Origin of the sequence: Auritidibacter sp. NML120636 (genome assembly GCF_003185945.1) — a bacterium.
GTDB lineage: Bacteria > Actinomycetota > Actinomycetes > Actinomycetales > Micrococcaceae > Auritidibacter > Auritidibacter ignavus.
The window spans coordinates 346,600-369,586 of record NZ_QHLO01000001.1 but is presented as its reverse complement, the minus strand read 5'-3'; the positions used below and the strand labels follow the sequence as shown (position 1 = coordinate 369,586).

Annotated in this window: 21 protein-coding genes and 1 tRNA gene; 9 read left to right on the top strand and 13 right to left on the bottom strand. The window is 60.2% G+C overall.

The genetic code is table 11. The annotated features are described in order from the left end of the window. Positions 1-13: 13 nt before the first annotated feature. The gene (locus tag DCC25_RS01625; protein ID WP_110099505.1) at positions 14-928 is read right to left on the bottom strand and encodes a Nif3-like dinuclear metal center hexameric protein; all 915 of its coding nucleotides are present in this window, start codon (positions 926-928) and stop codon (positions 14-16) included. Between the two features lie 61 nt (positions 929-989). On the opposite strand from DCC25_RS01625, the gene msrA reads away from it, so the two are divergent. From msrA to epsC, 3 genes are all read left to right on the top strand, one after another. Continuing rightward, positions 990-1,550 carry a peptide-methionine (S)-S-oxide reductase MsrA gene (gene msrA / locus DCC25_RS01620; protein ID WP_110099504.1) on the top strand — a complete coding sequence of 187 codons (561 nt, stop codon included), beginning with the start codon at positions 990-992 and terminating at the stop codon, positions 1,548-1,550. 81 nt (positions 1,551-1,631) lie between these two features. After that, positions 1,632-2,564: a cysteine synthase A gene (gene cysK, locus DCC25_RS01615; RefSeq protein ID WP_110099503.1), complete on the top strand. Its 933-nt coding sequence runs from the start codon at positions 1,632-1,634 to the stop codon at positions 2,562-2,564. A gap of 176 nt (positions 2,565-2,740) precedes the next feature. Beyond that, positions 2,741-3,370 carry a serine O-acetyltransferase EpsC gene (gene epsC, locus DCC25_RS01610; RefSeq protein ID WP_110099528.1) on the top strand — a complete coding sequence of 210 codons (630 nt, stop codon included), beginning with the start codon at positions 2,741-2,743 and terminating at the stop codon, positions 3,368-3,370. Between the two features lie 10 nt (positions 3,371-3,380). Here epsC and DCC25_RS01605 read toward each other — a convergent pair whose 3' ends face one another. From DCC25_RS01605 to DCC25_RS01575, 7 genes are all read right to left on the bottom strand, one after another. Then, the gene (locus tag DCC25_RS01605) at positions 3,381-4,604 is read right to left on the bottom strand and encodes an MFS transporter (RefSeq protein WP_110100366.1); all 1,224 of its coding nucleotides are present in this window, start codon (positions 4,602-4,604) and stop codon (positions 3,381-3,383) included. Then, positions 4,594-6,108 carry an NADP-dependent phosphogluconate dehydrogenase gene (gndA, locus tag DCC25_RS01600; protein ID WP_110100365.1) on the bottom strand — a complete coding sequence of 505 codons (1,515 nt, stop codon included), beginning with the start codon at positions 6,106-6,108 and terminating at the stop codon, positions 4,594-4,596. Before gndA ends, DCC25_RS01605 begins: the two co-directional genes overlap by 11 nt. Positions 6,109-6,232: 124 nt before the next feature. Further along, positions 6,233-7,150 (bottom strand): polyphosphate kinase 2, encoded by a 918-nt coding sequence (gene ppk2, locus DCC25_RS01595; protein WP_183145565.1) that lies wholly within the window; start codon positions 7,148-7,150, stop codon positions 6,233-6,235. A gap of 96 nt (positions 7,151-7,246) precedes the next feature. After that, entirely contained in the window at positions 7,247-8,143 is an 897-nt protein-coding gene (locus DCC25_RS01590; RefSeq protein ID WP_166769827.1) for a MarR family winged helix-turn-helix transcriptional regulator, read from the bottom strand. A gap of 238 nt (positions 8,144-8,381) precedes the next feature. Continuing rightward, a tRNA-Val gene (locus DCC25_RS01585) sits at positions 8,382-8,454 on the bottom strand. A gap of 20 nt (positions 8,455-8,474) precedes the next feature. Further along, positions 8,475-8,891 (bottom strand): redoxin domain-containing protein, encoded by a 417-nt coding sequence (locus DCC25_RS01580; protein WP_233487821.1) that lies wholly within the window; start codon positions 8,889-8,891, stop codon positions 8,475-8,477. 95 nt (positions 8,892-8,986) lie between these two features. Further along, entirely contained in the window at positions 8,987-9,400 is a 414-nt protein-coding gene (locus tag DCC25_RS01575) for a DUF3052 domain-containing protein (protein WP_110099498.1), read from the bottom strand. A gap of 367 nt (positions 9,401-9,767) precedes the next feature. Here DCC25_RS01575 and aceE point away from each other — a divergent pair, with 367 nt between their 5' ends. The 6 genes from aceE (at position 9,768) to fabF (ending at position 17,879) form a co-directional block, all read left to right on the top strand. Beyond that, a complete protein-coding gene (gene aceE / locus DCC25_RS01570) occupies positions 9,768-12,518 on the top strand; it encodes a pyruvate dehydrogenase (acetyl-transferring), homodimeric type (RefSeq protein ID WP_110100363.1) in 2,751 nt (916 codons plus the stop codon). 204 nt (positions 12,519-12,722) lie between these two features. Beyond that, positions 12,723-13,955, top strand: a complete 1,233-nt coding sequence (locus DCC25_RS01565; protein ID WP_110100362.1) for a CdaR family transcriptional regulator — start codon at positions 12,723-12,725, stop codon at positions 13,953-13,955. Between the two features lie 125 nt (positions 13,956-14,080). Continuing rightward, positions 14,081-15,019: an ACP S-malonyltransferase gene (locus DCC25_RS01560; protein ID WP_110099495.1), complete on the top strand. Its 939-nt coding sequence runs from the start codon at positions 14,081-14,083 to the stop codon at positions 15,017-15,019. 4 nt (positions 15,020-15,023) lie between these two features. Then, on the top strand, positions 15,024-16,079 hold the full coding sequence (locus tag DCC25_RS01555; protein ID WP_110100414.1) for a beta-ketoacyl-ACP synthase III: 1,056 nt from the start codon (positions 15,024-15,026) through the stop codon (positions 16,077-16,079). A gap of 85 nt (positions 16,080-16,164) precedes the next feature. Then, positions 16,165-16,410: an acyl carrier protein gene (locus DCC25_RS01550; RefSeq protein WP_110099494.1), complete on the top strand. Its 246-nt coding sequence runs from the start codon at positions 16,165-16,167 to the stop codon at positions 16,408-16,410. A 227-nt stretch (positions 16,411-16,637) separates the two neighbouring features. Then, positions 16,638-17,879 carry a beta-ketoacyl-ACP synthase II gene (gene fabF, locus DCC25_RS01545; protein ID WP_110100361.1) on the top strand — a complete coding sequence of 414 codons (1,242 nt, stop codon included), beginning with the start codon at positions 16,638-16,640 and terminating at the stop codon, positions 17,877-17,879. Positions 17,880-17,966: 87 nt separating this feature from the next. Here the strand turns inward: fabF and DCC25_RS01540 are convergent, their stop codons facing one another. From DCC25_RS01540 to DCC25_RS01520, 5 genes are all read right to left on the bottom strand, one after another. Continuing rightward, positions 17,967-18,470 (bottom strand): DUF3145 domain-containing protein, encoded by a 504-nt coding sequence (locus tag DCC25_RS01540; protein ID WP_110100360.1) that lies wholly within the window; start codon positions 18,468-18,470, stop codon positions 17,967-17,969. A gap of 143 nt (positions 18,471-18,613) precedes the next feature. Beyond that, positions 18,614-19,621 carry a tyrosine recombinase XerC gene (locus DCC25_RS01535; RefSeq protein WP_110100359.1) on the bottom strand — a complete coding sequence of 336 codons (1,008 nt, stop codon included), beginning with the start codon at positions 19,619-19,621 and terminating at the stop codon, positions 18,614-18,616. Positions 19,622-19,647: 26 nt separating this feature from the next. Continuing rightward, a complete protein-coding gene (gene dprA, locus DCC25_RS01530) occupies positions 19,648-20,907 on the bottom strand; it encodes a DNA-processing protein DprA (protein ID WP_110100358.1) in 1,260 nt (419 codons plus the stop codon). Continuing rightward, positions 20,897-22,534, bottom strand: coding sequence for a YifB family Mg chelatase-like AAA ATPase (locus tag DCC25_RS01525; protein ID WP_233487819.1), 1,638 nt, complete (start codon positions 22,532-22,534; stop codon positions 20,897-20,899). The genes dprA and DCC25_RS01525 overlap by 11 nt, the downstream gene beginning before the upstream one ends. Then, positions 22,531-22,938: a YraN family protein gene (locus tag DCC25_RS01520; RefSeq protein WP_158524699.1), complete on the bottom strand. Its 408-nt coding sequence runs from the start codon at positions 22,936-22,938 to the stop codon at positions 22,531-22,533. The genes DCC25_RS01525 and DCC25_RS01520 overlap by 4 nt, the downstream gene beginning before the upstream one ends. Positions 22,939-22,987 lie beyond the last annotated feature (49 nt).

Sequence of the window (22,987 nt, the reverse complement as noted above, 5' to 3'; positions counted from 1 at the left end):
TGTTGTGGTGTGATCAGTTTCGACCGGCGGTGATCACAAAGTCCCAGGGGTCGGTGTTCAGTGCTGAGACGCCAGTGTCAACCGTCCAGCCATGCTCGGCCAACCCGCGCTGTAGGGCCTGTGCGGCTGCCGGCAAGAACAGCCATTCGGAGGCGAAATGGGAGACGTCGACCAGATAGGGTCGGTCGCCTTCTAGTGCTGCCCGTTCGCGGGCTTCACTGGCTGGATGGTGGCGCAAATCAGCGGTGACATATACATCAGCGTGGTGGGCACGCACCTGGTCGAATAACGAGTCTCCGGCCCCACCGGTCACCGCCACGGTGCGGACCACGCCGTTGCGGTCACCGGCCACCCGCACTCCGGGCGCGACCGCGGGCAGAGCAGAAAACACCCGGGCGGCAAAGTCTTCCAGGCGCAATGGGTGGGGCAACGTCCCAACTCGACCCATCCCCTCACCGTTGACTGATTGTCCCTTCTCGGCCGGTGCCAGTGGCACCACATGCTGCAGGCCCAGAATCTCGGCCATCACATCGGAGACCCCGCCGACCGCAGAATCGGCGTTGGTATGAGCGGTAATCAGTGCACACCCACCCTCAATCAGAGTGTGCACGACTTTGCCCTTAAATTGGTCCGCTGCCACCGAGTGCACCGCTTTGAGCAACAGCGGGTGATGGGTAATCAACAGATCGGCTCCGGCCTCTACAGCCTCATCGACCACCGCTTGAACCGGATCAACGGCCCAATGAACTCGCCGCACGGGTTGTTCAACTCGGCCGGTCACCACTCCGGAAGCATCCCAGGGTTCGGCCAGTGATAACGGCCAGAGTTCTTCCATCACCTCGATCACCTCGCGCAAGGTGGGAGTTCGGTGGTATCGGTGCTGCTGGGTGGACGCATCGGACGCTGACGAGAGTGTGGAATCGGCCATGTCTCTATTGTCTCGCAGTCAGGGAATGAATTCACCCCCGTAGCACGCTATACCTGGCGTGATGGATCAGAACTTCGACACGAACGCGACACCGCAGACCCGTGAGCTCATCATGGCTGGGGGCTGTTTTTGGTGTCAGGACGCCATTTATCGCAAGACCCGGGGTATTACCGCAGTGGAAAGTGGCTACACCGGTGGCTACGTAGACCATCCCAGCTATCGGCAGGTCTGCAGTGGCACCACCGGGCACGCCGAGGCGGTAAAGGTCCGCTTTGACCCTCAGGTAATCGATGTGGGGGTGGTTCTCGATATCTTTTTCGCCTCGCACAATCCGACGAGTCTGAACAGACAAGGTGGGGATGTCGGCCCCCAGTATCGTTCTGCGGTCTTCCCCCGCACCGCGCAAGACCGCCAGGACTTTGCAGACGCGATCGACCGACACCAGCAGCTCTGGGATGCTCCGATTGTGACCACCATCGAACCGGCGGGGCACTGGTGGCCAGCCGAAGATGAGCACCAGGACTTTTATCACAAACACCCCGCCATGGGATATTGCCAGGTGGTCATTAACCCAAAACTGTCCCGAATCCGCAAAGATTACGCTTCGTGGCTGATCGACTGATGCCTTCCCACGTGATCTTCTACGCTTAAGTAAGGAAAGACTAACCCGTTGCCCGCGGTGAAAGAAAGGATGGCAACACCCATGGCACTACTGAATAATATTACCGAAGCTGTTGGTCACACCCCCTTGGTCAAGCTCAACCGCTTGGACCAGGACTTGCCTGGCAATGTGGCGGCCAAGGTGGAGTTCTACAACCCAGCTAATTCAGTCAAGGACCGTATTGGTGTCGCGATCATCAACGCTGCCGAGAAGTCCGGCGAGCTTCGCCCGGGTGGCATCGTTGTGGAAGGTACGTCCGGGAACACCGGTATCGCTCTGGCGATGGTTGGGGCAGCTCGTGGCTACCGTGTCATTCTCACCATGCCCGAAACCATGTCGGCTGAGCGTCGGGTGATGTTGCGCGCCTATGGTGCAGAAATCGTACTCACCCCCGGTGCCGATGGGATGCGCGGCGCCGTCGAAAAGGCCCAACAGATCGTGGCCGAGTCTGATAACGCCATCTGGGCTCGCCAGTTCGCCAACGAAGCCAACGTGCAGGCACACTATGACACCACCGGGCCGGAGCTGTGGGAAGACTCCGACGGCGCTATTGATGTGCTGGTCTCCGGTATCGGTACCGGTGGCACCTTGACCGGTGCTGGGCGCTATCTGCGCGAGCAGAAGCCGGAGCTGAAGATCGTGGCCGTCGAGCCAGCAGATTCGCCGATCCTTTCCGGCGGCAAGCCCGGCCCGCACAAGATCCAGGGTATCGGGGCGAACTTCGTCCCCGAGGTGCTCGACACCGAACTGTACAACGAGGTCTACGCCGCCACGTTGGAGGAATCCGTCAAGGCTGCCCGCGACCTCGGTACCCAGGAAGGCATTCTGGGCGGTATTTCCGCTGGTGCCATCATCTCGGCTGCGCTGGCTGAGGCCGCCAAGTCCGACAACGAGGGCAAGCTGATCGTGGCGATCATCCCCGACTTCGGTGAGCGCTACATTTCCACCGTGCTGTACGAAGACATTCGCGGCTAACTGGCTGGGGTAGGCCAGTACGCGCTCAGCAAGCCCGGAAGAGCGCTGCAGGCCCCCGCCCAGGTCACCTAGGACCGGCGGGGGTCTTTTTTGTCTCGTAACGTTTCAGAGTGGAATATGACACTAAACTCACGTGTTGTTGATAGATGCCTGACCCCGTTCGCGGTCAGCAGATGATGGAAACTCGCACCGAAAGGCTGAGCTCAGTGGGCTTTCTCTCACGTATTACCCGTCGCGTTGTCGAAGATATCCAGGCGGTCAAGGACCATGACCCCGCGGCTCGGGGCTCCGTTGAAGTCGCGTTGGCCTATTCGGGGCTCCATGCCATATGGATGCACCGTCTTGCCCATAAAGCCTGGCAACACGAGCACCTCAAACTTCCTGCTCGCCTGCTGTCCCAAATCAACCGGGCGCTGACCGGTATCGAGATTCACCCGGGGGCCACGATTGGTCGGCGGTTTTTTATCGACCACGGCATGGGCGTGGTGATTGGCGAAACCACGGAGATCGGTGACGATGTGATGCTGTATCACGGTGTGACGCTTGGTGGACAGTCCTTGGAGAAGGTCAAGCGCCACCCCACGTTGCATGACGGTGTCGTCGTCGGTGCTGGCGCTAAGATCCTCGGCCCGGTGGAGATTGGGGCGGGCACTGCGGTGGGTGCTAACGCGGTGGTCGTCAAAGATACTCCCGATAATGCCATTGCCACCGGTGTACCGGCCACCGCGCGTATTCGGAAATCACCGCAGGAAAATAAGCCGGCCGTCGACCCGGCAGAGTACGTCGACCCGGCCCTGTGGATCTAAGGACCTTGCCCTAGGCTCGGGCCCCAGCCGTCTGCGTGTCCGGGATCCACCGGGCTAACCACATCGTGAGCACTCCGGCAGCGGGAACCACCAGCAGCGCCCAGCGTAGCTCGCTGACCTCGGCGAGTGCACCGACCACCGGTGGGGTGATGAGAAAGCCAATCCGCATCAGCCAGGACACGAGGGTGACGCCGGTTCCTTCGGGTAAGCCCGGGATACGGTGGGCTTGATCGTAGGCGCCGGGGACCAGAGCCGCGGAGCCGTATCCGGCGATGCCGACTCCCAGGATGGTGCCCCAGACCGATGGGAACAGCAACGCGACACCGAGCCCGAGCCCGATCAATGCACCACCCAGGCTGAGGATGGGGCGTAGCCCGAAGCGGTTAATCAGCGGGTCGGCGACCAACCGGCCCATCAGTTGGCCGGTGATCAGCGTGGTGAACCCCATAGTTGCCACGATGGGGCTGGTGCCACGTTCCTCGGAGAGATACAGGGCCGCCCAGGAGTTCCCGACGTCTTCAACCATGGTCCCGGTGTTGCCGATCAAGACCAGCACCAGCAGGAATCCAAGGCTCGACCAGCGGATCGGCAGGCGGCAACGTTTCCCCGGTGTCGGGTGACTCTCGATGGATACCTGCCCGGGTGCAGTGCCGGTGTGTTGGCGTGGGAGCATCCACCACCAGGCCCCAACAGCCGCCAGCGTGAACATCGCCCCGGAGAGGCTCAGGTGTACCGGTAGCGGGAGGGTGAGCCCCACTGCCCCGGCTGCCATGACCCCACCCAGCACCCCACCCAGCGACCAGACCGCGTGCAAGGAATTGATGATGGACCGGTGGTATCCGGCTTGGACACGCAAGGCGTGCTCATTTTGGGAAACATCGGCCACCGCATCAGCGCCACCGGCAATCAGCAGACACAGCATGAGCACCCAGAGGCTGGGGGCCAAGCTCGCTCCGAGCAGACCAACAGCCACCAGTGCGGTAAAGACCGCGGCAATCAGCCCGGACCCGAAAGCCCGCACGAGCCGGGCGGCCAGGAGTCCGAACAGGATCGCTCCGGCGGGAAACGCGGCGACGGCAATACCGAAGACCCCGTCGCTGAGTCCTAGCGAGTCTTTGATCTCCGGGTAGCGTGGCAACAGGTTGGCGAACAGGGCCCCGTTGGTCAGAAACAACACGGCGGTGGCGGCCCGTGCGCGCCGGTAAGGTGCAGGCGGTGTGTGGCTACTGCTCAATCTCGCAACGGTCCTGGGACCACAGGGTATGGAAGGACCCGTGGCGGTCGACGCGCTGATAGGTGTGGGCGCCAAAGTAGTCGCGCAAGCCCTGAGTCAGTGCCGCTGGCAGTCGCTCGGCGCGCATCTGGTCGTACCAGGCCAGGGCCGAGGAGAACACCGGGACCGGCACACCCGCCGCCACACCGGTGGCGACCACACGACGCCAGGCCGGAAGAGTTGCGGTGATCGCTTCGGTGAACTTCGGGGCGAACAACAGGTTTGCCGGGTAGTCCCCGGCTCCGGAATTCTGCGGATCGGGGTGCCGGGTCACATCGCGTCCGCCATAGGCTTGCATGATCTCGTCGAGCAACCGGGCGCGAATGATGCAACCATTCCGCCACAGCGAGGCGATGGTGCCAATATCCAATGGCCAGTCGTAGGTGGCTGCCGCGGTGGTGAGCATGTCGATGCCTTGGGCATAAGACACCAGCTTGGAGGCATATAGTGCCTGGGCCACATCGTCGATGAAAGCCTCCCGGTCGTCAATGGTCACCGGTTCAGCCCCGGCCGAGAGAAGCTGCTGGGCTTGGGCTCGTACCTGACGCTGTGACGAGACGGTACGGGCGAAGACGGACTCAGCGATCGCGGCGACTCCGGAGCCAATGTCCAGCCCAGAGATCGCGGTCCAGCGACCGGTGCCTTTTTGTCCCGCACTGTCAACGATGACATCCACCAGGGGCTTGCCAGTGGTGGCATCGATGTGGCCCAGAACCTGGGCGGTGATATCGATCAGGTAGGACTCCAGTTGGGTGGTGTTCCACGTGGCGAAAATCTCGGCCTGTTCTGCCGGTGAGATGCCGGCGACCTGGCGCATCAAATCATAGGCCTCACCGATGACCTGCATATCGGCGTATTCGATCCCGTTGTGCACCATCTTCACGTAGTGGCCGGCCCCATTGGGGCCGATCCAGGCACAGCACGGGTCGCCCTGGAAGTCAGCGGCAATGTCTTCGAGCATCGGGCCCAGGCTCTGGTAGGAGGCCGGGGGGCCACCGGGCATGATGGCCGGGCCGTTCAGTGCGCCGTCTTCCCCACCGGAAACGCCGACTCCCACGAAGTGCAGGCCCCGCTCAGCCAGGGCCTGTTCGCGACGGATGGTGTCCGGGTAGTGGGAGTTGCCACCGTCGATCACCACATCCCCGGGCTCCAGGAGTTCAGCTAGCTCTGCGATCACGGCATCCACCGCACCGGCAGCGACCATGACCAGCACCCGACGGGGGCGCTTCAGCTCAGCGACCAGCTCGGCCAGGGTTTCGGTCCCCACAAATTCGCCCTCGTCACCGTGCTCGGCGAGCAACGACTCGGTGCGTTCGGCGGATCGGTTGTGGACAGCGACCACATAGCCGTGGCGAGCGAAGTTGCGGGCAAGGTTGGCACCCATCACTGCCAGACCGGTGACCGCAATATCGGCGCGTGGCTCTGGGGAGGACTCGGTGGCTGTCTCGGTGGGTTCCGCACTCATCGAAAGGATCCTTTCCTGGCAGGCGAAAGCGTCGGTCGGGGCGGGGACCGTCCCCGTTTAGTCTAGCGCCCGGGTGGTGTCCCGTCCTGGAAGCGGGAGCCGCAGCGAGGATTCTGGTCGACGATTAGTCTCCCACGGCATCCCGGCCACGCTGAACGATCAGCGGATCGGGTTCACCGACGACATCGTAGTCTTTGTCGTCGTAGTCAAACTGGGAAAGGTAGTAGCGCATTGCGTTCAGACGGGCGCGTTTTTTGTCATTGGATTTGACGGTAATCCACGGGGCGTGGTCGGTGTCGGTGTGCATGAACATCTTTTCTTTGGCTTCGGTGTAGTCTTCCCACCGGTCCAAAGCTTCCAAGTCCATCGGCGACAGCTTCCAGCGACGCACCGGGTCCAGCTGACGGATCGCAAACCGCGTGCGCTGTTCGGTCTGCGTGACCGAGAACCAAAACTTGGTCAGGTGGATGCCGTCTTCCACCAGCATTTTCTCGAACAGTGGCACCTGGTTCATGAAGGTCTTGTATTGCTCGTCGGTGGAGAAGCCCATCACGCGCTCCACACCGGCGCGGTTGTACCAGGAGCGGTCAAATAACACCATCTCCCCGGCGGTGGGAAAGTGGTTGATGTAGCGCTGGAAGTACCACTGGCCCGATTCAACTTCGGTGGGCTTATTCAGCGCCACCACTCGAGCAGCACGAGGGTTGAGGTGCTCAGTGAAGCGCTTGATCGTGCCACCCTTACCCGCAGCGTCGCGACCTTCAAAAACGATAATGTGGCGTTGCCCGGTGTCCTGGGTCCAGTACTGCAGTTTCAGCAATTCGATCTGGAGCCGGTACTTCTCGAGCTCGTATTCTTCACGAGTCAGGCGTTCCTCATACGGGTAGTTTTCGCGCCAGGTGTCGACGGCCTTACCCAAAGGATCAATCAGATCGGGGTCGGGGGTGTGACCGTCCGAGACCGTGTACCCGCCCTCGCGCATGGCGTCAATAAATTCACGTAGATTCTGGCGCGGGGAATCCGGTTCCAACATTTCCAGCATGGTCGTTGTCTCCTCTGGTACGGGTCAAGATTGCTGTGGTGCACTCGGCGTCGAACCCACCACCACCGTCAATATAACCGCTCGGTCAAGCTCCGACTAACGGTCACGTGAATCCGCGGTGAACAGTTCTCGGTTTTCGGTTTCCACCACACGCCACTGCAAATCGCGGAGCCGTTCTCGGTCGCGCTTGCTCAACGCACGGGTCATCCGCCGGCCGGTCTTGGTGATCCGGTCACATAGCTGCGTGGCGAATTCGTTACCTTGCTCAGTGATCACCGCAGCACGCTCTCGGTGATCGTGCTCAGCCACTTGACGCACCACGTGCTTATTTTTCACCAGCCGGGTGACAATTGCCGAGGTGGTGGATCGGTCCAACCCCACGTGGCGTGCCAACTCAGTTTGGGAAATGCCCGGATGCAAACCGGCCGTCACCAGCACGCACATTTCCTCGGGTTTGTAGTGGTTCCACTCCACGCTACGAGACCACAGGGTTGCGTGGCGGTCTAAGACCCGTCGCACCATATCTCCGGGGTAGGACCAGGACAGGTCATCCTCGGTCAGTCGTCCAATGATGCGCCACTGGTCGATCACCCACGTGGCGTCTTCGGGATTCAACGGATCCAACAGCCGGTGTTGGACCACCTGGACCGAGGTCTTCAGTTGTTCCGTGGCAATCTTGGCTGGGCCGGTCAACGAGATCGTCCGTCGTCGCCCATCGTGGGGATCGGGGTGCCGGGTGACCCAACCGGTGTCTTCCAGGCGACGAAACAGTTCCGAGGATTGGGCTCGCTCCACGCCGGTTGCCTCCAGAGCAGCGTGCTGGTCGACGGGCTGATCGTCGAGTTCGCAGAGCCGTTGCACCGATAGCAACACGGAGAACTGCACGGGCGTGAGATCGAGGTCAATCACCTCGTTCCAGATCCTGAGATACCGGCCATCCAATCGTCGCATCTGGTAGCCGAAGTACTTTTGTACAGCGTTGAGTTTTCCCATGGCCACCGGCCCCCTTGAGCACGCTCCCTGAGTACGCGGCATCTCACGTCTCGGTCTGACAACTTCCCGTTATGTCGGAACAATTCATTATATACCCGCAAGTAATTCAGATCATGGACGACGTAGAACACAAAAAAGGCGATAAAACCACCTGGACCACGTGGTTCATCGCCCGGAGTTCTCAACCACCCTCGCACCGTGGCGATCTGGACGGTTGGCTAACACATTCAGCACAGAGTGGGTCCTACCGGGATCGAACCGATGACCTACTGGGTGTAAACCAGTTGCTCTACCAGCTGAGCTAAAGACCCGAAGAATAACGCAGACTATCCTAACCCAGCGGTGGAGTTTCGCCAAATTGCTCTTGAGCCAACCGCAGGTGCTCGGTGTGTTCCCGGGGCTGGAGCGCGCTACCGGTCACGCGGGCTCGTTCGACACCAGCGCGATCCAGTAGCACACTGTGTCGCAATGGCTTACCGGTAGCGGGATCAAACGCCTGGAAGCTCTCGGCAATCGCGCCGTGTGGCCAGAAGTCAGATAGTAACGGTATGGGACCCGCCGACCCCGTGGCGGGATCATCCGCGCCCCAGAGCTGGTCGGCTAGCACCCGGAGCACGGCCACAGAATCCACCGCCACCACACGCAGTCCCACCCTGGTTTCGCTCAGCTGGGTGACCAGTGTGGGAAGGGCGGTCAACTCGCGGGAGCACACCGGCGTAAACGCGCCGGGAAGAAAATACAGCCACACCCCCGCCAACGAACACTCGGTTCTCTCGGGTGCCAGGAACGGAGAGGACCACCTCTGGCCGTACTGGTCTCGTGCCGACAGGGCACCGGGCGAGCTCACAGCGGTGAGGCGACTTCCAGCCGAGTGGCTGACCAGCTGTCAGACACTCCCGCCTGGGAGGTGCGACGTAATGCGGTCGAGCGGCAGGCCTCTTCAATATCAGACGGCGGCACATGGAGTTCTTGTGCCGGTTTGGGCACCAACAACCAAATGGCGCCGTTTTCGGCCAGATTGGTTTGGGCATCGACGAGAGCATCGGCGAGATCTTGAGCGTCGCCTTCATCGGATCGCCACCACAGCAAAACGGCCTCGACCGGTTCGCGGTCATCTTCGGCCAACAGTGGCTCGCCGAGTTCGTCTTCCAAACCGTTGCGAAACTGGAAGTCGATATCGTCATCCCATCCCAGTTCTTGAACAATATCGCCCACGGACAGGCCCAGGGCCTCAACGAGGCCGGCCGATTGGTTCACGACACGCTCCTTGTGATGTGTGAGGGTAACAGCCGGAACCGAATCGGCCCGGTTCCGGCGTTAGTCAGTATCTCTAGCATATCGACGCCGGTGACGTTAGCAACAATGCCACGCTCGGTCGCTACGGTTGGGCCCAACGTTACTGCCTCGACATGCTGTCGTTACCCGTTCGTACACCGTTTTGACCGGCTCGATGGCGACCGTGAGACAGGTAACGATCGCGTCCTGAGCGTGTCTGAACTCCGCTGCACGCGGTATTCTCGAAAGTATCAGCACCAGCTCGCACACCCACCGGTCTGCGATCTGGTCACCGTGATGACGCAACCCAATGTGGTGGCGATACCACCGATGAAGAGAGGTTCACGACGTGAGCGCAGCTGAAGAAAGTTCCCACATCCGCAATCGATTGACCGACAACGTTCCGGATAAGGATCCCCAAGAGACACAGGACTGGATCGAATCTTTTGACGGAATGCTCGAGGAACGGGGCACCGAACGCGCTGAGTACATCATGCGCAATCTTTTGCAGCGGGCTAGCTCCAAGTCGGTGTCTATTCCCATGGTGACCACCACCGACTACGTCAACACCATCCCGGCGGACCAGGAACCGGATTATCCCGGCGATGAAGAACTGGAACGCCGGTACCGTAACTATTTGCGGTGGAACGCTGCCATGATTGTCCAGCACGCTCAGCGTGAAGGCATCGAGGTCGGTGGCCACATTTCATCCTACGCTGGCCAGGCCACCCTGTACGAAGTGGGCTTGAACCACTTCTTTCGCGGACCCGATCACCCCGGTGGTGGCGACCAGGTCTTCTTCCAGGGCCACTCCTCCCCGGGAAACTACGCTCGAGCCTTTCTCGAGGGCCGGCTGACCGAAGAGGATCTAGATGGGTTCCGCCAGGAGAAATCAAAGGGCGACCACGGGCTACCCTCCTACCCTCACCCGCGGATGATGTCGGACTTCTGGCAGTTCCCCACCGTGTCGATGGGGATCGGCCCACTGAATGCAATCCAGCAGGCCCAGGTTAACCGCTACTTGCACAACCGGGGTATTAAAGACACCTCGGAGCAGCACGTGTGGGCGTTCTTGGGCGATGGCGAAATGGATGAGCCTGAATCCCGCGGTGCTTTGCATATTGCAGCCAACGACAAGCTGGACAACCTAACGTTTGTGATCAACTGCAACCTGCAACGTCTCGACGGCCCGGTCCGCGGTAACGGCAAGATCGTCCAGGAACTGGAAGCCTACTTCCACGGTGCCGGCTGGAACGTGATCAAGGTGTTGTGGGGTCGTGAATGGGATCCGCTATTAGAAGCCGACGACACCGGCGAACTGGTGCGCATCATGAATGAAACCCCCGATGGCGACTACCAGACCTATAAAGCCGAAGATGGCGCCTTTGTGCGCGAACACTTCTTTGGTCGGTCTTCGACCACCAAGGAACTGGTTGCCGATATGTCTGATGATGAGATCTGGGGCCTGAAGCGTGGCGGTCACGACTATAAGAAGGTCTACGCCGCCTATGATGCCGCGCTGAAGTTCAAGGGCAAGCCCACGGTGATTTTGGCTCACACCATCAAGGGCTATGGTCTGGGCACCCACTTCGAAGGTCGTAACGCAACCCACCAGATGAAGAAATTGACCGTGGAGGACATCAAGGTCTTCCGCGACCGTCACCGGATCCCGATCTCCGATGAGCAGATCGAGGCCGATCCGTACCACGTGCCCTACTATCACCCAGGACCGGACGCTCCGGAAATCAAATACATGATGGAGCGCCGTGAGGCACTGGGTGGTTTCTTGCCACAGCGTCGAGAGAACTACGATCAGCTGGCGATGCCCGATGAGAAGCTGTACAAGCACGCGCGGAAGGGCTCCGGCAAGCAAGAAGTGGCGACCACGATGGCTTTCGTGCGTCTGCTTCGGGATATCATGCGCGATAAGAATATCGGTCAGCGCATCGTTCCGATCATCCCCGATGAGGCCCGCACCTTCGGGATGGACTCCTTCTTCCCCACCGCCAAGATCTACAACCCGCGCGGGCAGAACTATATGGCCGTAGACCGCGACCTGTTTCTGTCCTATAAGGAATCAAGCCAGGGCCAGCTGTTGCACGTGGGTATTAACGAAGCCGGTGCCACCGGGGCGATGACCGCCTTGGGTACCTCGTATGCCACCCACGGCGAGATCATGATTCCGATCTACATCTTCTACTCGATGTTCGGATTCCAGCGCACCGGGGATCTGGTGTGGGCGGCCACCGACCAACTGGCCCGTGGTTTCATGATTGGGGCTACCGCCGGTCGGACTACCCTGACCGGTGAAGGCACTCAGCACATGGACGGCCATTCCCCGATCCTGGCTGCCACGAACCCGGCGGTCCGCCACTACGATCCGGCGTTCTCCTACGAAATCGCCCACATTGTCCGCCACGGTTTGGATGTGATGTACGGCGACCACGACGGGGATCCGCTGGACCGTGACGTGCTCTTCTATCTGACCGTCTATAACGAGCCGATCGTGCACCCCGAAGAGCCCGAAGACCTCGACGTCGAGTCGTTGCTGAAGGGTATCTACCGTTACTCGGTGTCGGAGCACGGTGGCCCGAAGGTCAACCTCTTCGGCTCGGGTGTCTCCCTGCCCTGGGTCATTGAAGCCGCCGAGTTGCTGGCTGATGACTGGGGGGTCTCCGCAGATGTGTGGTCGGTGCCGTCCTGGACGGAGCTACGTCGCGAGGCCGTGGCCACCGAGCACTACAACTTTATGCATCCCGATGAGCAGGACCAGGTGCCATATATCACCCAGGTGCTCCAGGACGTCGACGGTCCGATCGTGGCCACCACCGACTACGTCACCCTGTTGCCCGACCAGCTACGCCCCTACATCCCCAACCGGTTCGCCGTGTTGGGCGCTGATGGCTTCGGCTTTGCCGACACTCGGGCCGCGGCACGTCGGTACTTCACGATTGACGCTCATTCAACCGTGGTGCGCGCTCTGAAGGAACTCGAAGCCACTGGCGAGGTGCCCGAGGGCACGACCGCCCAGGCTTTCGCCCAGTACCGGATTGATGATGTCGCTGCCGGCACCACCGGTACCGCCGGAGGAGACGCCTAACAAGCCCCTGCCCTGCGCGAACTTCCCCGGCGTTGTGCCCCGGAACTGCCGTGGTGGCCACCGAGCTGTCGTGCGCAGACCGGGGCACGCCCGTCTGGGAAGACGCAGATCCGCCGTTGGCACCGATTTATTCGGTTCCGGCACCCGTCCCGATCAGCAACCGCACAGACATAGCACAGACACCACATCACCTAACTCAAACTCATGCGTGAGAACACCAACGAGACCGACCACCAATCGTCTGCGAGACGACCACCGACGCTGTCGGAGGAAGCCCTCAAAGAGCTCTCCAGCCAGGTCGGCGTGTTGAAAACCAGCATCTTGCGGCAGCTGGAAACCGATTTGAGCTGGTATCGCGAGTTGGAAGCCGAACAACGTGCCTCGTTGGGAGCTATCGCCCAACAAGGCTTGCAGGCCTTCATCGACTGGTTCGCCACCGACCAGCCCCGCCCGGCTAATCAGATGAACCGGGTGCTCGCATCGGTGTTCGCCAATGCACCGGTGGAACTGTCTCGTACCGTGAATTTGCGACGAGCCTCCCAGCTCTTGCGATCCATCCTGGACACGGTGGAAACTCACCTGCCCACCGCGGTCGCCGAATCCGACCGGAGCACCATCCGAGAAGCGGTCTTGCGTTACTCCCGAGAGATCGCCTTCGCCTTGGCTGACGTCTACGCCAGGGCTGCCGAGAAGCGCGGAGCCTGGGACACCCGTCTGGAAGCACTACTACTCGACTCGGTGCTGCGCGGTGAGAACCCCGAAGAAATCCAATCACGAGCTGCCGCCCTGGGCTGGCGGGCCACCAGTGGCATCCTGGTAATCGCCGGTAATACCCCGTCGGAAAACCAACCGGCGGTCCTACCGCAGCTACGCCAAACCGCCACCCGGGCCCGCGTGGAGGCCTTGGTGGGTGTTTTCTCCGAGCAAATGCTCCTCGTGCTGGGCTCGGCAGAAGGACGTCACGACCTCATCGAACGGTTCACGCCCTTCTTTGGAGACGGTCCCGTGATTTACTCCTCCCCGGTTGATTCACTCCGCGAGGTCCACCACGCCGCCCACGAAGCGATCGCCGGATTCCACGCGGCTCCGGCCTACCCGGGGGCCCAGCGCCCGATTGCGGCCTCTGAGCTGTTAGCAGAACGCGTGTTGAACCGTGACGCCAGAGCCCAACGACTGCTCGTGCGGTTCTACTACCAGCCGCTGAAAACTGCCGGCGCGGCCATGATCTCAACATTGGACAGCTATTTACGGCTGGGTCACTCCTTGGAAGCCACCGCCCGCGATATGTTCATTCACGTCAATACCGTTCGGTACCGCTTACGTCGGATCGCGAAGCTAACTGGCAAAGATCCCCTGAACCCTCGAGATGCATATGTCCTACAAATTGCGCTGGCAACCGGTAGACTCATGGAGGCGAATACATCGCGTGAATACTGATCACCGCGCACTCGGCCGACATTGATACCTCGACCGTGGTTTGTAGGTTTCCTACAATAGTGTGGTGTGAGCTTCGTGCTGTGTCTCGCCTGTGAATCGTCGTCGAGTTTGGGAGAGTTGAATCTATGCTTGCAATTGTGTGCCCCGGACAAGGTTCTCAAACCCCAGGATTCCTGACAGACTGGCTGGAACTGGGGGATACCCGCGAACGTCTGGGCACCTACTCTGAGGCAACCGGCATTGATCTGCTCGCCCACGGAACGGTCTCAGATGAACAGACCATCAAAGACACCGCCGTGGCCCAACCCCTGATTGTTGCTGCCGGACTGATTACCGCACGCGCCCTGAACCTCAGCTGTCTGGATCCCTCCGGCTGGATCACCGCCGGACACTCCGTGGGTGAAGTGACCGCCAGTGCCCTGGCCGGGGTGCTGACCGAATCCGACGCCCTGAATTTCATCAAGGTCCGCGCCGCTGGTATGGCTACAGCTGCTGCGACGACCCCGACCGGCATGGCCGCGGTGATTGGCGGTGACCCGGAGGAGGTCAGCGCCCATATCCGCGCCCACGACCTCACCCCGGCCAATGTCAACGGTGGTGGCCAGATCGTGGCCGCCGGTGCCGAAGCAAATCTCCAGGCCCTGGCCGATGACCCGCTCGATAAAACCCGGGTCATCCCGCTGAAGGTCGCCGGAGCGTTCCACACCGATTACATGAAACCAGCCGTGGCCGGATTGCATGACTTCGCCGACACCTTGTCTCCCGCCGATCCCACCGTGCGCCTGTTGTCCAACCGCGATGGCCAAGAAGTCACGGATGGCACAGAGGTACTGGACCGACTGGTGTCCCAGCTGATCCGCCCGGTGCGGTGGGATCTGTGCCAGGAGAGCTTGCGAAATGCCGGCGTCACCGGACTGATCGAGCTGTTGCCCGCCGGTACCCTCACCGGCCTCGCCAAGCGCGGGCTGAAGGGCGTCAAGACTCTGGCTATTAAGACACCCGAGGACCTCGAACCCGCCCAAGAATTTATCGCCGAGCACCTCGGTGCTGCAGTTGAAGGATGATCAGATGAGTACAGTGACCCTGAAGCAATCGGCTCTTCGAGCAGGTAGCCGGATTCTCTCAGTCGGCGCCTACCGTCCCACTTTGGTGGTCCCCAACGACGATATCGTTGAGCCTATCGACTCCTCGGACGAATGGATTCGGCAACGCACCGGGATCATCACCCGCCACCGCGCTGATGCTGAGACCTCCGTGGTTGATATGGCCACCGCCGCAGCCGAAGACGCCTTGACATCGGCCGGAATGACCGGTGACCAAATCGATGCGGTCATCATCTCCACAGTGACTTTCCCCTTCGCGACCCCCTCAGCGGCAGCCAAGGTCGCCGACAACATCGGCGCCAACCCGGCTCCGGCCTACGACATTTCAGCCGCCTGTGCTGGCTACTGCTACGGTGTGGCCCAGGCAGATGCCCTGATCCGGTCCGGAGCAGCCGACCATGTGATGGTCATTGGTGCCGAAAAACTCTCTGACATTATCGATGAGACCGACCGGTCGATCTCCTTTATTCTCGGCGACGGGGCCGGCGCTGTGATCGTGGGTCCGAGCGAGGAACCGGGCATCGGTCGGTCTGTGTGGGGTGCTGATGGTTCCCGATGGGACACCATTCACATGACCCACTCGATGCTGGATGTTCGCGACGCCCTGGAAAAGGCCCAGAAGCACGCTGATGCCTCCGAGATCGTTGATCGAGACGATAAGCTCTGGCCGACACTGCGCCAGAACGGCCCCTCGGTCTTCCGGTGGGCTGTGTGGTCGATGTCCGATGCTGCTCACGATGCCTTGACCGCAGCTGGGGTGACCGTTGATGACTTGGCGGCGTTCATCCCCCATCAAGCCAATATGCGTATCATTGACGAGTTCGCTAAACAACTAGATCTGCCCGATACCGTGGCTATCGCCCGAGACATTGCCGATGCGGGCAACACCTCGGCAGCCTCGATCCCGCTGGCCATGCACCGGTTGCTAACAGAACAGCCCGAGCTGTCCGGAGGCTTGGCCCTACAGATAGGTTTTGGCGCCGGTTTGGTCTACGGCGCCCAGGTGGTTCGACTGCCCTAAGGCTTTGAGCCGTCGGGTTGTCTTCCCATCTGACGACAGACCACCGCTGACAAACACGCCAACGTTGTGAAAAGGAGTATTGCTCATGGCTAACAAGGAAGAAGTTCTGGCTGGACTGGCTGAGATCGTCAACGAGGAGACCGGCTTGGAGACTGAAGAGATCCAGCTGGACAAGTCCTTCACCGATGACCTGGACATCGACTCCATCTCGATGATGACCATCGTGGTCAACGCTGAAGAGAAGTTCGACGTGAAGATCCCAGACGAGGAAGTCAAGAACCTCAAGACCGTCCAGGATGCCGTCGACTACATCGTTCAAGCTCAGAGCTAAGACTCACCAGGACACACTCTCGCGGTCGCTGATCGCACCCATGAGCATTCTGGAGCGGTCCTAAGACATGCCCCTGTCACGTCTGTTTCACGACATGGCACGTCTTAGGGCCGCACCCGGAGGCTGTCGCATAGGTGCCCCTTGTGGCCGCCCACACACCTACACCGACCGATTTAGTGGCCGAAGGCAGTGGTCTTCGGCCCTGCAGAAGATAAAAGGCTGAAAGCATGACTCGCAAAGCTGTGATCACCGGTCTCGGTGCCACCACGCCTATTGGTGGCGACGTTCCGACGTTCTGGGCCAACGCTCTGGCCGGAACCTCAGGCGCCCGCACCATCGAAGAAGATTGGGTCGAAGAATATAATCTCCCGGTGCACTTCGCCTGCACCCTGTCCGATGATCCCGCAGACAAGCTCTCCCGTGTCGAGCTCAAGCGCATGGATCCCACCACGCAGTACGCCATGGTTGCTACCCGCGAGGCCTGGGCTGACGCCGGGTTGACTGATGTTGAGCTAGATCCGCAACGACTGGCGGTTGCCTACGGTACCGGAATTGGCGGGGTCTGGACACTGCTGTCGAGCTGGGACGCCTTGCGGGAGCGTGGGCCACGTCGGGTGATGCCGATGACTGTGCCAATGTTGATGCCCAACGCCGCCGCGGCCATGATCTCGCTGGAGCTCAACGCAGAAGCTGGAGCTCGCACCACCGTGTCTGCGTGCGCTTCCGGCACCGAAGCGCTCGACCAGGCTCTGCACCTGATCCGTTCTGGGGCAGCCGATGTGGTGGTCTGCGGTGGTTCTGAAGCCGCGATCCACCCGTTGCCGGTGGCCGGCTTCGCTGCCATGCAGGCGCTATCCAAGCGCAATGACAACCCCCAGATTGCTTCTCGCCCGTACGACGTTGACCGTGACGGCTTTGTCCTGGGTGAGGGAGCCGGCACTTTGGTAATCGAGTCCGAAGACCACGCTACCTCTCGTGGGGCACGCGTCTATGCCGAGCTGGCCGGTACCGGTGTGACCTCCGATTCGCACCACATCACCGCGCCCGAGCCCGAAGGTCTGGGAGCCTCCCGCGCGGTCTGGGAGGCTCTGGAGTCCGCTCAGGCTTCACCGCATGACGTTATTCACATCAACGCCCACGCCACCTCAACGCCTGTTGGCGACAAGCCCGAGTACTTGGCCTTAGCCTCGGTATTCGGTGACCGCATCTGCGAAATTCCCGTCTCGGCCACCAAGTCTCAGACCGGTCACCTGTTGGGTGCTTCAGGTGCCATCGAATCGGTGTTGACCGTGAAAGCTTTGGCCGATCGTCAGCTACCGGTCACTATCAATTTGGAAAACCAGGACCCGGACATCCCGTTCCATGTGGTCACGGACGAAACGACCCTTCCTGAAGGCCAGCGCCTGGCCATTTCGAACTCCTTCGGATTCGGTGGCCACAATGCTGTGGTGGCCTTCCGTAGCATCTAAGGCCCCACGACAAAGACCGACGAACAGTTCAGCCCGGGTCCGTGACGGACCCGGGCTGAACTGTATGGAGGAGGGTAGAAGGCTGACTTAGCCGACTTCGTGCAACCAGCGGACATTGGCCCCGTCGGTTGCTTGACGGAATGGCTCGAGTTCTTCGTCCCACGCCTCCCCGAGAGCCAGGCTGAGCTCGTGATAGACCGCGGATGGTTCTCCTGCTGCCTGCTCGTAGGCAAAACGGATTCGGTCTTCGGACACCATGATGTTGCCCGTCACATCGGTGGTGGCGTGGAAAATGCCCAGTTCGGGCGTGTGAGACCACCGGGACCCGTCGGAACCTTCTGAAGCTTCTTCAGTAATTTCATAACGCAAATGAGCCCACCCGCGCAGTGATGAGGCAAGCTTTGCGCCACTACCCTGCTCCGCACGCCAGTTGATTTCGGTGCGGTAGGTTCCCGGCGCGGCCGGTTGTGGCACCCAATCCATTTTTTCTTGGGCACCAAGAACGGCGCCGACCGCCCACTCGATATGCGGGCAGAGCGCTGCTGGTGCGGAATGGACGTACAACACGCCATTAGCCATTGGTAAAGACATAACCACCCTCCATATTTTCTGGTACGTCTTCCCCTACGACCGGAAAATATCTTCTGAGGTTGTTATGCCACGTTAAATGACATTCCTCTTCCATTATGCACTATTGGCTGGAAGGACTCCAGCTCGGCGTTCGCCACGATTATTTAGGCCCGAGGGTGAGCTTGACGATATCCATCGCGTAGCCGTTCGATGGAGATATGTGTATAGAGCTGAGTCGTCTGTAATGATGAATGTCCCAGCAATTCTTGAACGGAACGAAGGTCTGCACCACCATCGAGCAGGTGTGTGGCCACGGAGTGTCGCAAAACGTGTGGCCCTGACGCCGAAGTCGATCCAAGGGCTCGTAAATGACGATCGACCATCTCTCGAACCTGACGGACACCGATACGACCACCGCGAGCGCCCAGAAAAAGGGCCTCGACCGGTGTCGAGGCTTTCACGAGGTGGGGTCGGCCCTGTTCACGCCAGCGGGCAGTTGCGTCTAGCGCAGACTGGGTCAGTGGAACGACGCGTTGTTTGCGCCCTTTCCCAGTGACCCGCACGGTGTTCTGAGCGGTGTCGAGATCGGCAATGTTCAGGTCGGCGAGTTCGGCCACGCGCATTCCGGTCGCGTACAGTAGTTCCATCATGGCGATATCTCGCAATTCAACAGCCTGTTGGGTGGGGGTGCAGGCGTGGGATGCTGCTGAGTGTTCTCCCGTTTCGTTTGGAGCGGGTGCTCCCATCTGGTCCAACAGTTGGCTGGTTTGAGTTTGGGTGAGAGCCGCAGGCAAATGTTGTTGCTTCTTGGGGGCCCGTAGACGTAGCGCTGGGTCGTGCTCAATGAGGCCCTGCCGTTTGGCCCAACCGAAGAACCGGCGGACTGATGCTGTTTTGCGCGCGATACTCGCTCGAGAATGATGCTGCCGGTGCAGGTGAGCTAACCACTCTCGCAGGTCTGAGAGTTCCATATCCGGTAACACGGCGGACTGCGGTGTCGTGGTCTGTTTTGCCCGCTGGGTCGCACAATACTGCGCTAAAGCGTATAAATCACTGCGGTAAGCCGTGACGGTATTTGGCGACCGATTGAGTTCAAAGTGTAGATAGTCACAGAACTCCTCGATCCACTGTTCGTCGGTGATGTGGAGTGTGGACTGCCCGGAACCGCTCATGCCTCTACTCTGCCACGTTGGCGAGCTCACTGTGACGAGGACATGGCCACCCGTTGCGCTTGATATTGCCTGTGCCGTTCATGAACTAAGCCGGCGCGAGACAGTTTCGGAAGGTTCCGGGCAACTTCGCGGGCACTGAGTCCGCTGGCTGCACAGATTTCGTCCATTGCGGCATAGCGTCGCAGTGGTAGCGCGTCATAAAGGATGAGTTGTTCGTAAGACAGCTGCTGATCTAAAACGTCACTGTACCGGCAATGAGATTCCTGATCTGCTGGTACGACTGGTGTGACCGGCCCGATATCGTCCAGCATCTCAGTGAGCGAGTGGTGATCAAAGACGATCGTGGCTGGAGTTTCGGATAATAGCCGGTGGCAACCTGCCGAGGCTGCCGAATGAATAGATCCAGGCACGACCGCCACAGAAATACCCATCTCCAGCGCATGGTGAGCGGTGTTTTGGGCTCCGGATCTCCAGCGGGATTCCGGTATCAACACCAGGGAGCTCAGCGCAGCGATCAGTCGATTTCGATTCAAGAATCGGTACCGGTTGGGTCTGGCACCGGGTGGGAGCTCGCTGATCAGCACTCCGGTGCGCGCGATATCGGCCAGTAACTCTTGGTTTCCAGATGGATAATACTGATCTAATCCTCCGGCCATGACGGCCATGGTCGAGATGGGAGCCTTCTGGCCACTGTCTGTTGCCAAGGCTGTTCGATGCGCTAGGGCGTCCACACCGTAGGCGCCTCCGGAGATAATAGTGCGCTGTTTGTGCCGCAGCAGGCTCACGAACTCCTCGGTTACCCTCCGTCCGTACGGGGAGATTTCTCTACTGCCGACAACGGCGACCGAGTGTGAGTGAGAAGGGATCTGCCCCGGTCCTCGTGTCCACAGCGCCACCGGGGTGGTGTGATCCAGACGGTTGAGCGCGACCGGCCAGCGGTGGTCCTCCGGAATGAGGAAACCACCCCCGTTGCGCCGAAAGTCTGGCAATATGGCTGCCGGACGATAATTATCCCGTTTGTCTTTCCAGCGAGACAGGATCTCGCGAAGCTTTCTCGTGCTCTTTCCTCTCAGCCCGAGGTCGTCGAAGCCTTCCACCAGATGCGCCCATTCCTGGTGAGTCGGGGCGGACCCTTGCACGAATTCCGCTGCACGCAGGGGACCGACCACAGTGATGATCTGTGTGGCGAGTGCATCTGCTGGCTCAATGATTTGGGTCAGTCCAGCCCGAGCGAAGGCGATCTGCTCGAGCTCTTCCTCGCTGAAGATGCCCTGGCTACCGGTCATGTTCGCTCCCCCACAGTTTAAGATGGAAGGCCATGTCGATTTCGTCAACTCCGGGATGGGTTTGTTCTGCTAGGTCGGCCAAGGTCCAGGCGACTTTGAGGATACGTGAATACCCACGTGCGGTGATCTCACCGCGGTCCAGGCTCCTGTCGAGTATCGCCCGAGCCGAGGGGCTAACGCTCAGCGATGGGTGATGGAGTAAGCGTTGGTTCATCTCAGCATTGACGCAGATGCCCGTGCCTTTTAGTCGCTCGGCTTGGCGAGCGCGGGCTGCCAAAACCCGTTGGCGAATCGTGGCGGATGACTCCGGCTGCATCCCGCGACGGTTTAGGTCGCGGGATGTCACCGGGTGCAACCCGACGAGGATGTCAATGCGGTCCAAAAGAGGTCCCGACAGTCGCGCGTTGTACCGTCGTCTGACAGCGGATGTGCAGGAGCATTGGCGTGATCCGGCATATCCCCACCCACACGGACACGGGTTGGCTGCCAGAAGCAACTGGAATGAGGCGGGATAGATGACGTTATGACGGAGTCGGGATAATTCGATGTGACGGTTTTCCAGTGGCTCACGCAAAGCTTCGAGGACGCGTCGGTCAAATTCAGGTGCTTCGTCGAGAAATAGCACCCCGCCGTGAGCTAACGAGATAGCGCCTGGTTGGGCCTGCCGGGTTCCGCCCCCAATCACGGACGCTAGTGAAGCAGTGTGGTGCGGGGCCTGAAAAGGTGGTGTCGTGATGCTAGCGATCACCTTGGCCTGTGAGGAGGCCAGCGAGTGAATCGCGGTCGTTTCCAGTGAGACCTTTTCGTCCAGGTGTGGCAGGATCGTCGGTAAGCGTTGGGCGAGCATGGTTTTGCCTGATCCCGGAGGTCCTTGAAACAGCAGATGGTGCCCGCCAGCAGCGGCGACTTCCAGTGCCCAGCGTGCGTGGTGTTGCCCGGCAACTTCTGCGAAGTCCAGCTCATCCTGCCGATCAGGTTCCTGCATTGTTGCGTCCGGGGCCGATGCGGTGAACACATCAAAATTCTCACTTCGGACAGCGGCACCGAAATCCTCCAAAACCGCGCTGAGATGACGATACGACAACACGGTCACCCCGGACACTAGTTCGGCCTCTTTCTTCGAGGCCTCGGCCACGACAACTGTGTCAAACCCGGCCTTTTGTGCAGCGAGTACCGCTGCCAGCAGTCCTGGAACGTGCTGCAAGGTTCCATCGAGACCTAAAGCAGCCAGAAACACCGGCCCGGTTTCATCGTTGACCCGATACTCGGCGCCATAGGCTGCCATAACGATGGCCAAATCGAACAGTGGTCCGCTCTTGTGTAGTCCAGCGGGAGTGAGGTTCACCGTCAGATGCCGTCGGGTGATCGGCATTCCCGAATTTCGTGCTGCTGCACGAATACGATCTTTCGCTTCGTTCAGTGACTGATCGGGTAGGCCCACCAGAGTAAATCCGGGCAGCGCTCCCCCGATATCTGCTTCAACAGTAACCAGTTCCCCGTGCAGGCCACTGAGCGCCATCGCGTAGGTACGCCCGATGCGTGCTGGTTCAGTCACATTCAACACCATGGAGTCCAGGACCGCGTCCGCAGTAGCCGGCGCAGGGTTGTTGTCATATTCGGAGTTCATAGCATCACGTCCTGGAACAACCGCGCCTCGTGCTGACGTTGCGTGCCCACAGTGATGGCAAGCAGATCAACCCGTACCGGAGTGTACTGAAGCTGAGGATGTTGGGCCCGGTAACTCAGCAGAGCTCGCTGAATGCGACGAAGTTGGTACGCAGTGAGCGCCTGCTCGGCGGAACCGAAACCGATCCCACCACGGGTTTTGACTTCCACGGCCACCAGGTCGCCACCAGCCACGGCGATAATATCGATTTCACCCTCACGTGACCGCCACTGCCTTTCCAGGATGGTGTAACCACGTTTTACCAGAAGCTGTGTTGCTAATTCTTCACCGTGTGTACCAAAGGACCGGCGATCGCGGTGACGTTTTGGGTTGCGTTGTGTCTGCGATGTTTGAGAGTTTCTCACTGATTGCACCTCCACAACCAGTGTGAAATCCCCGCAGAATCAGCTCAGT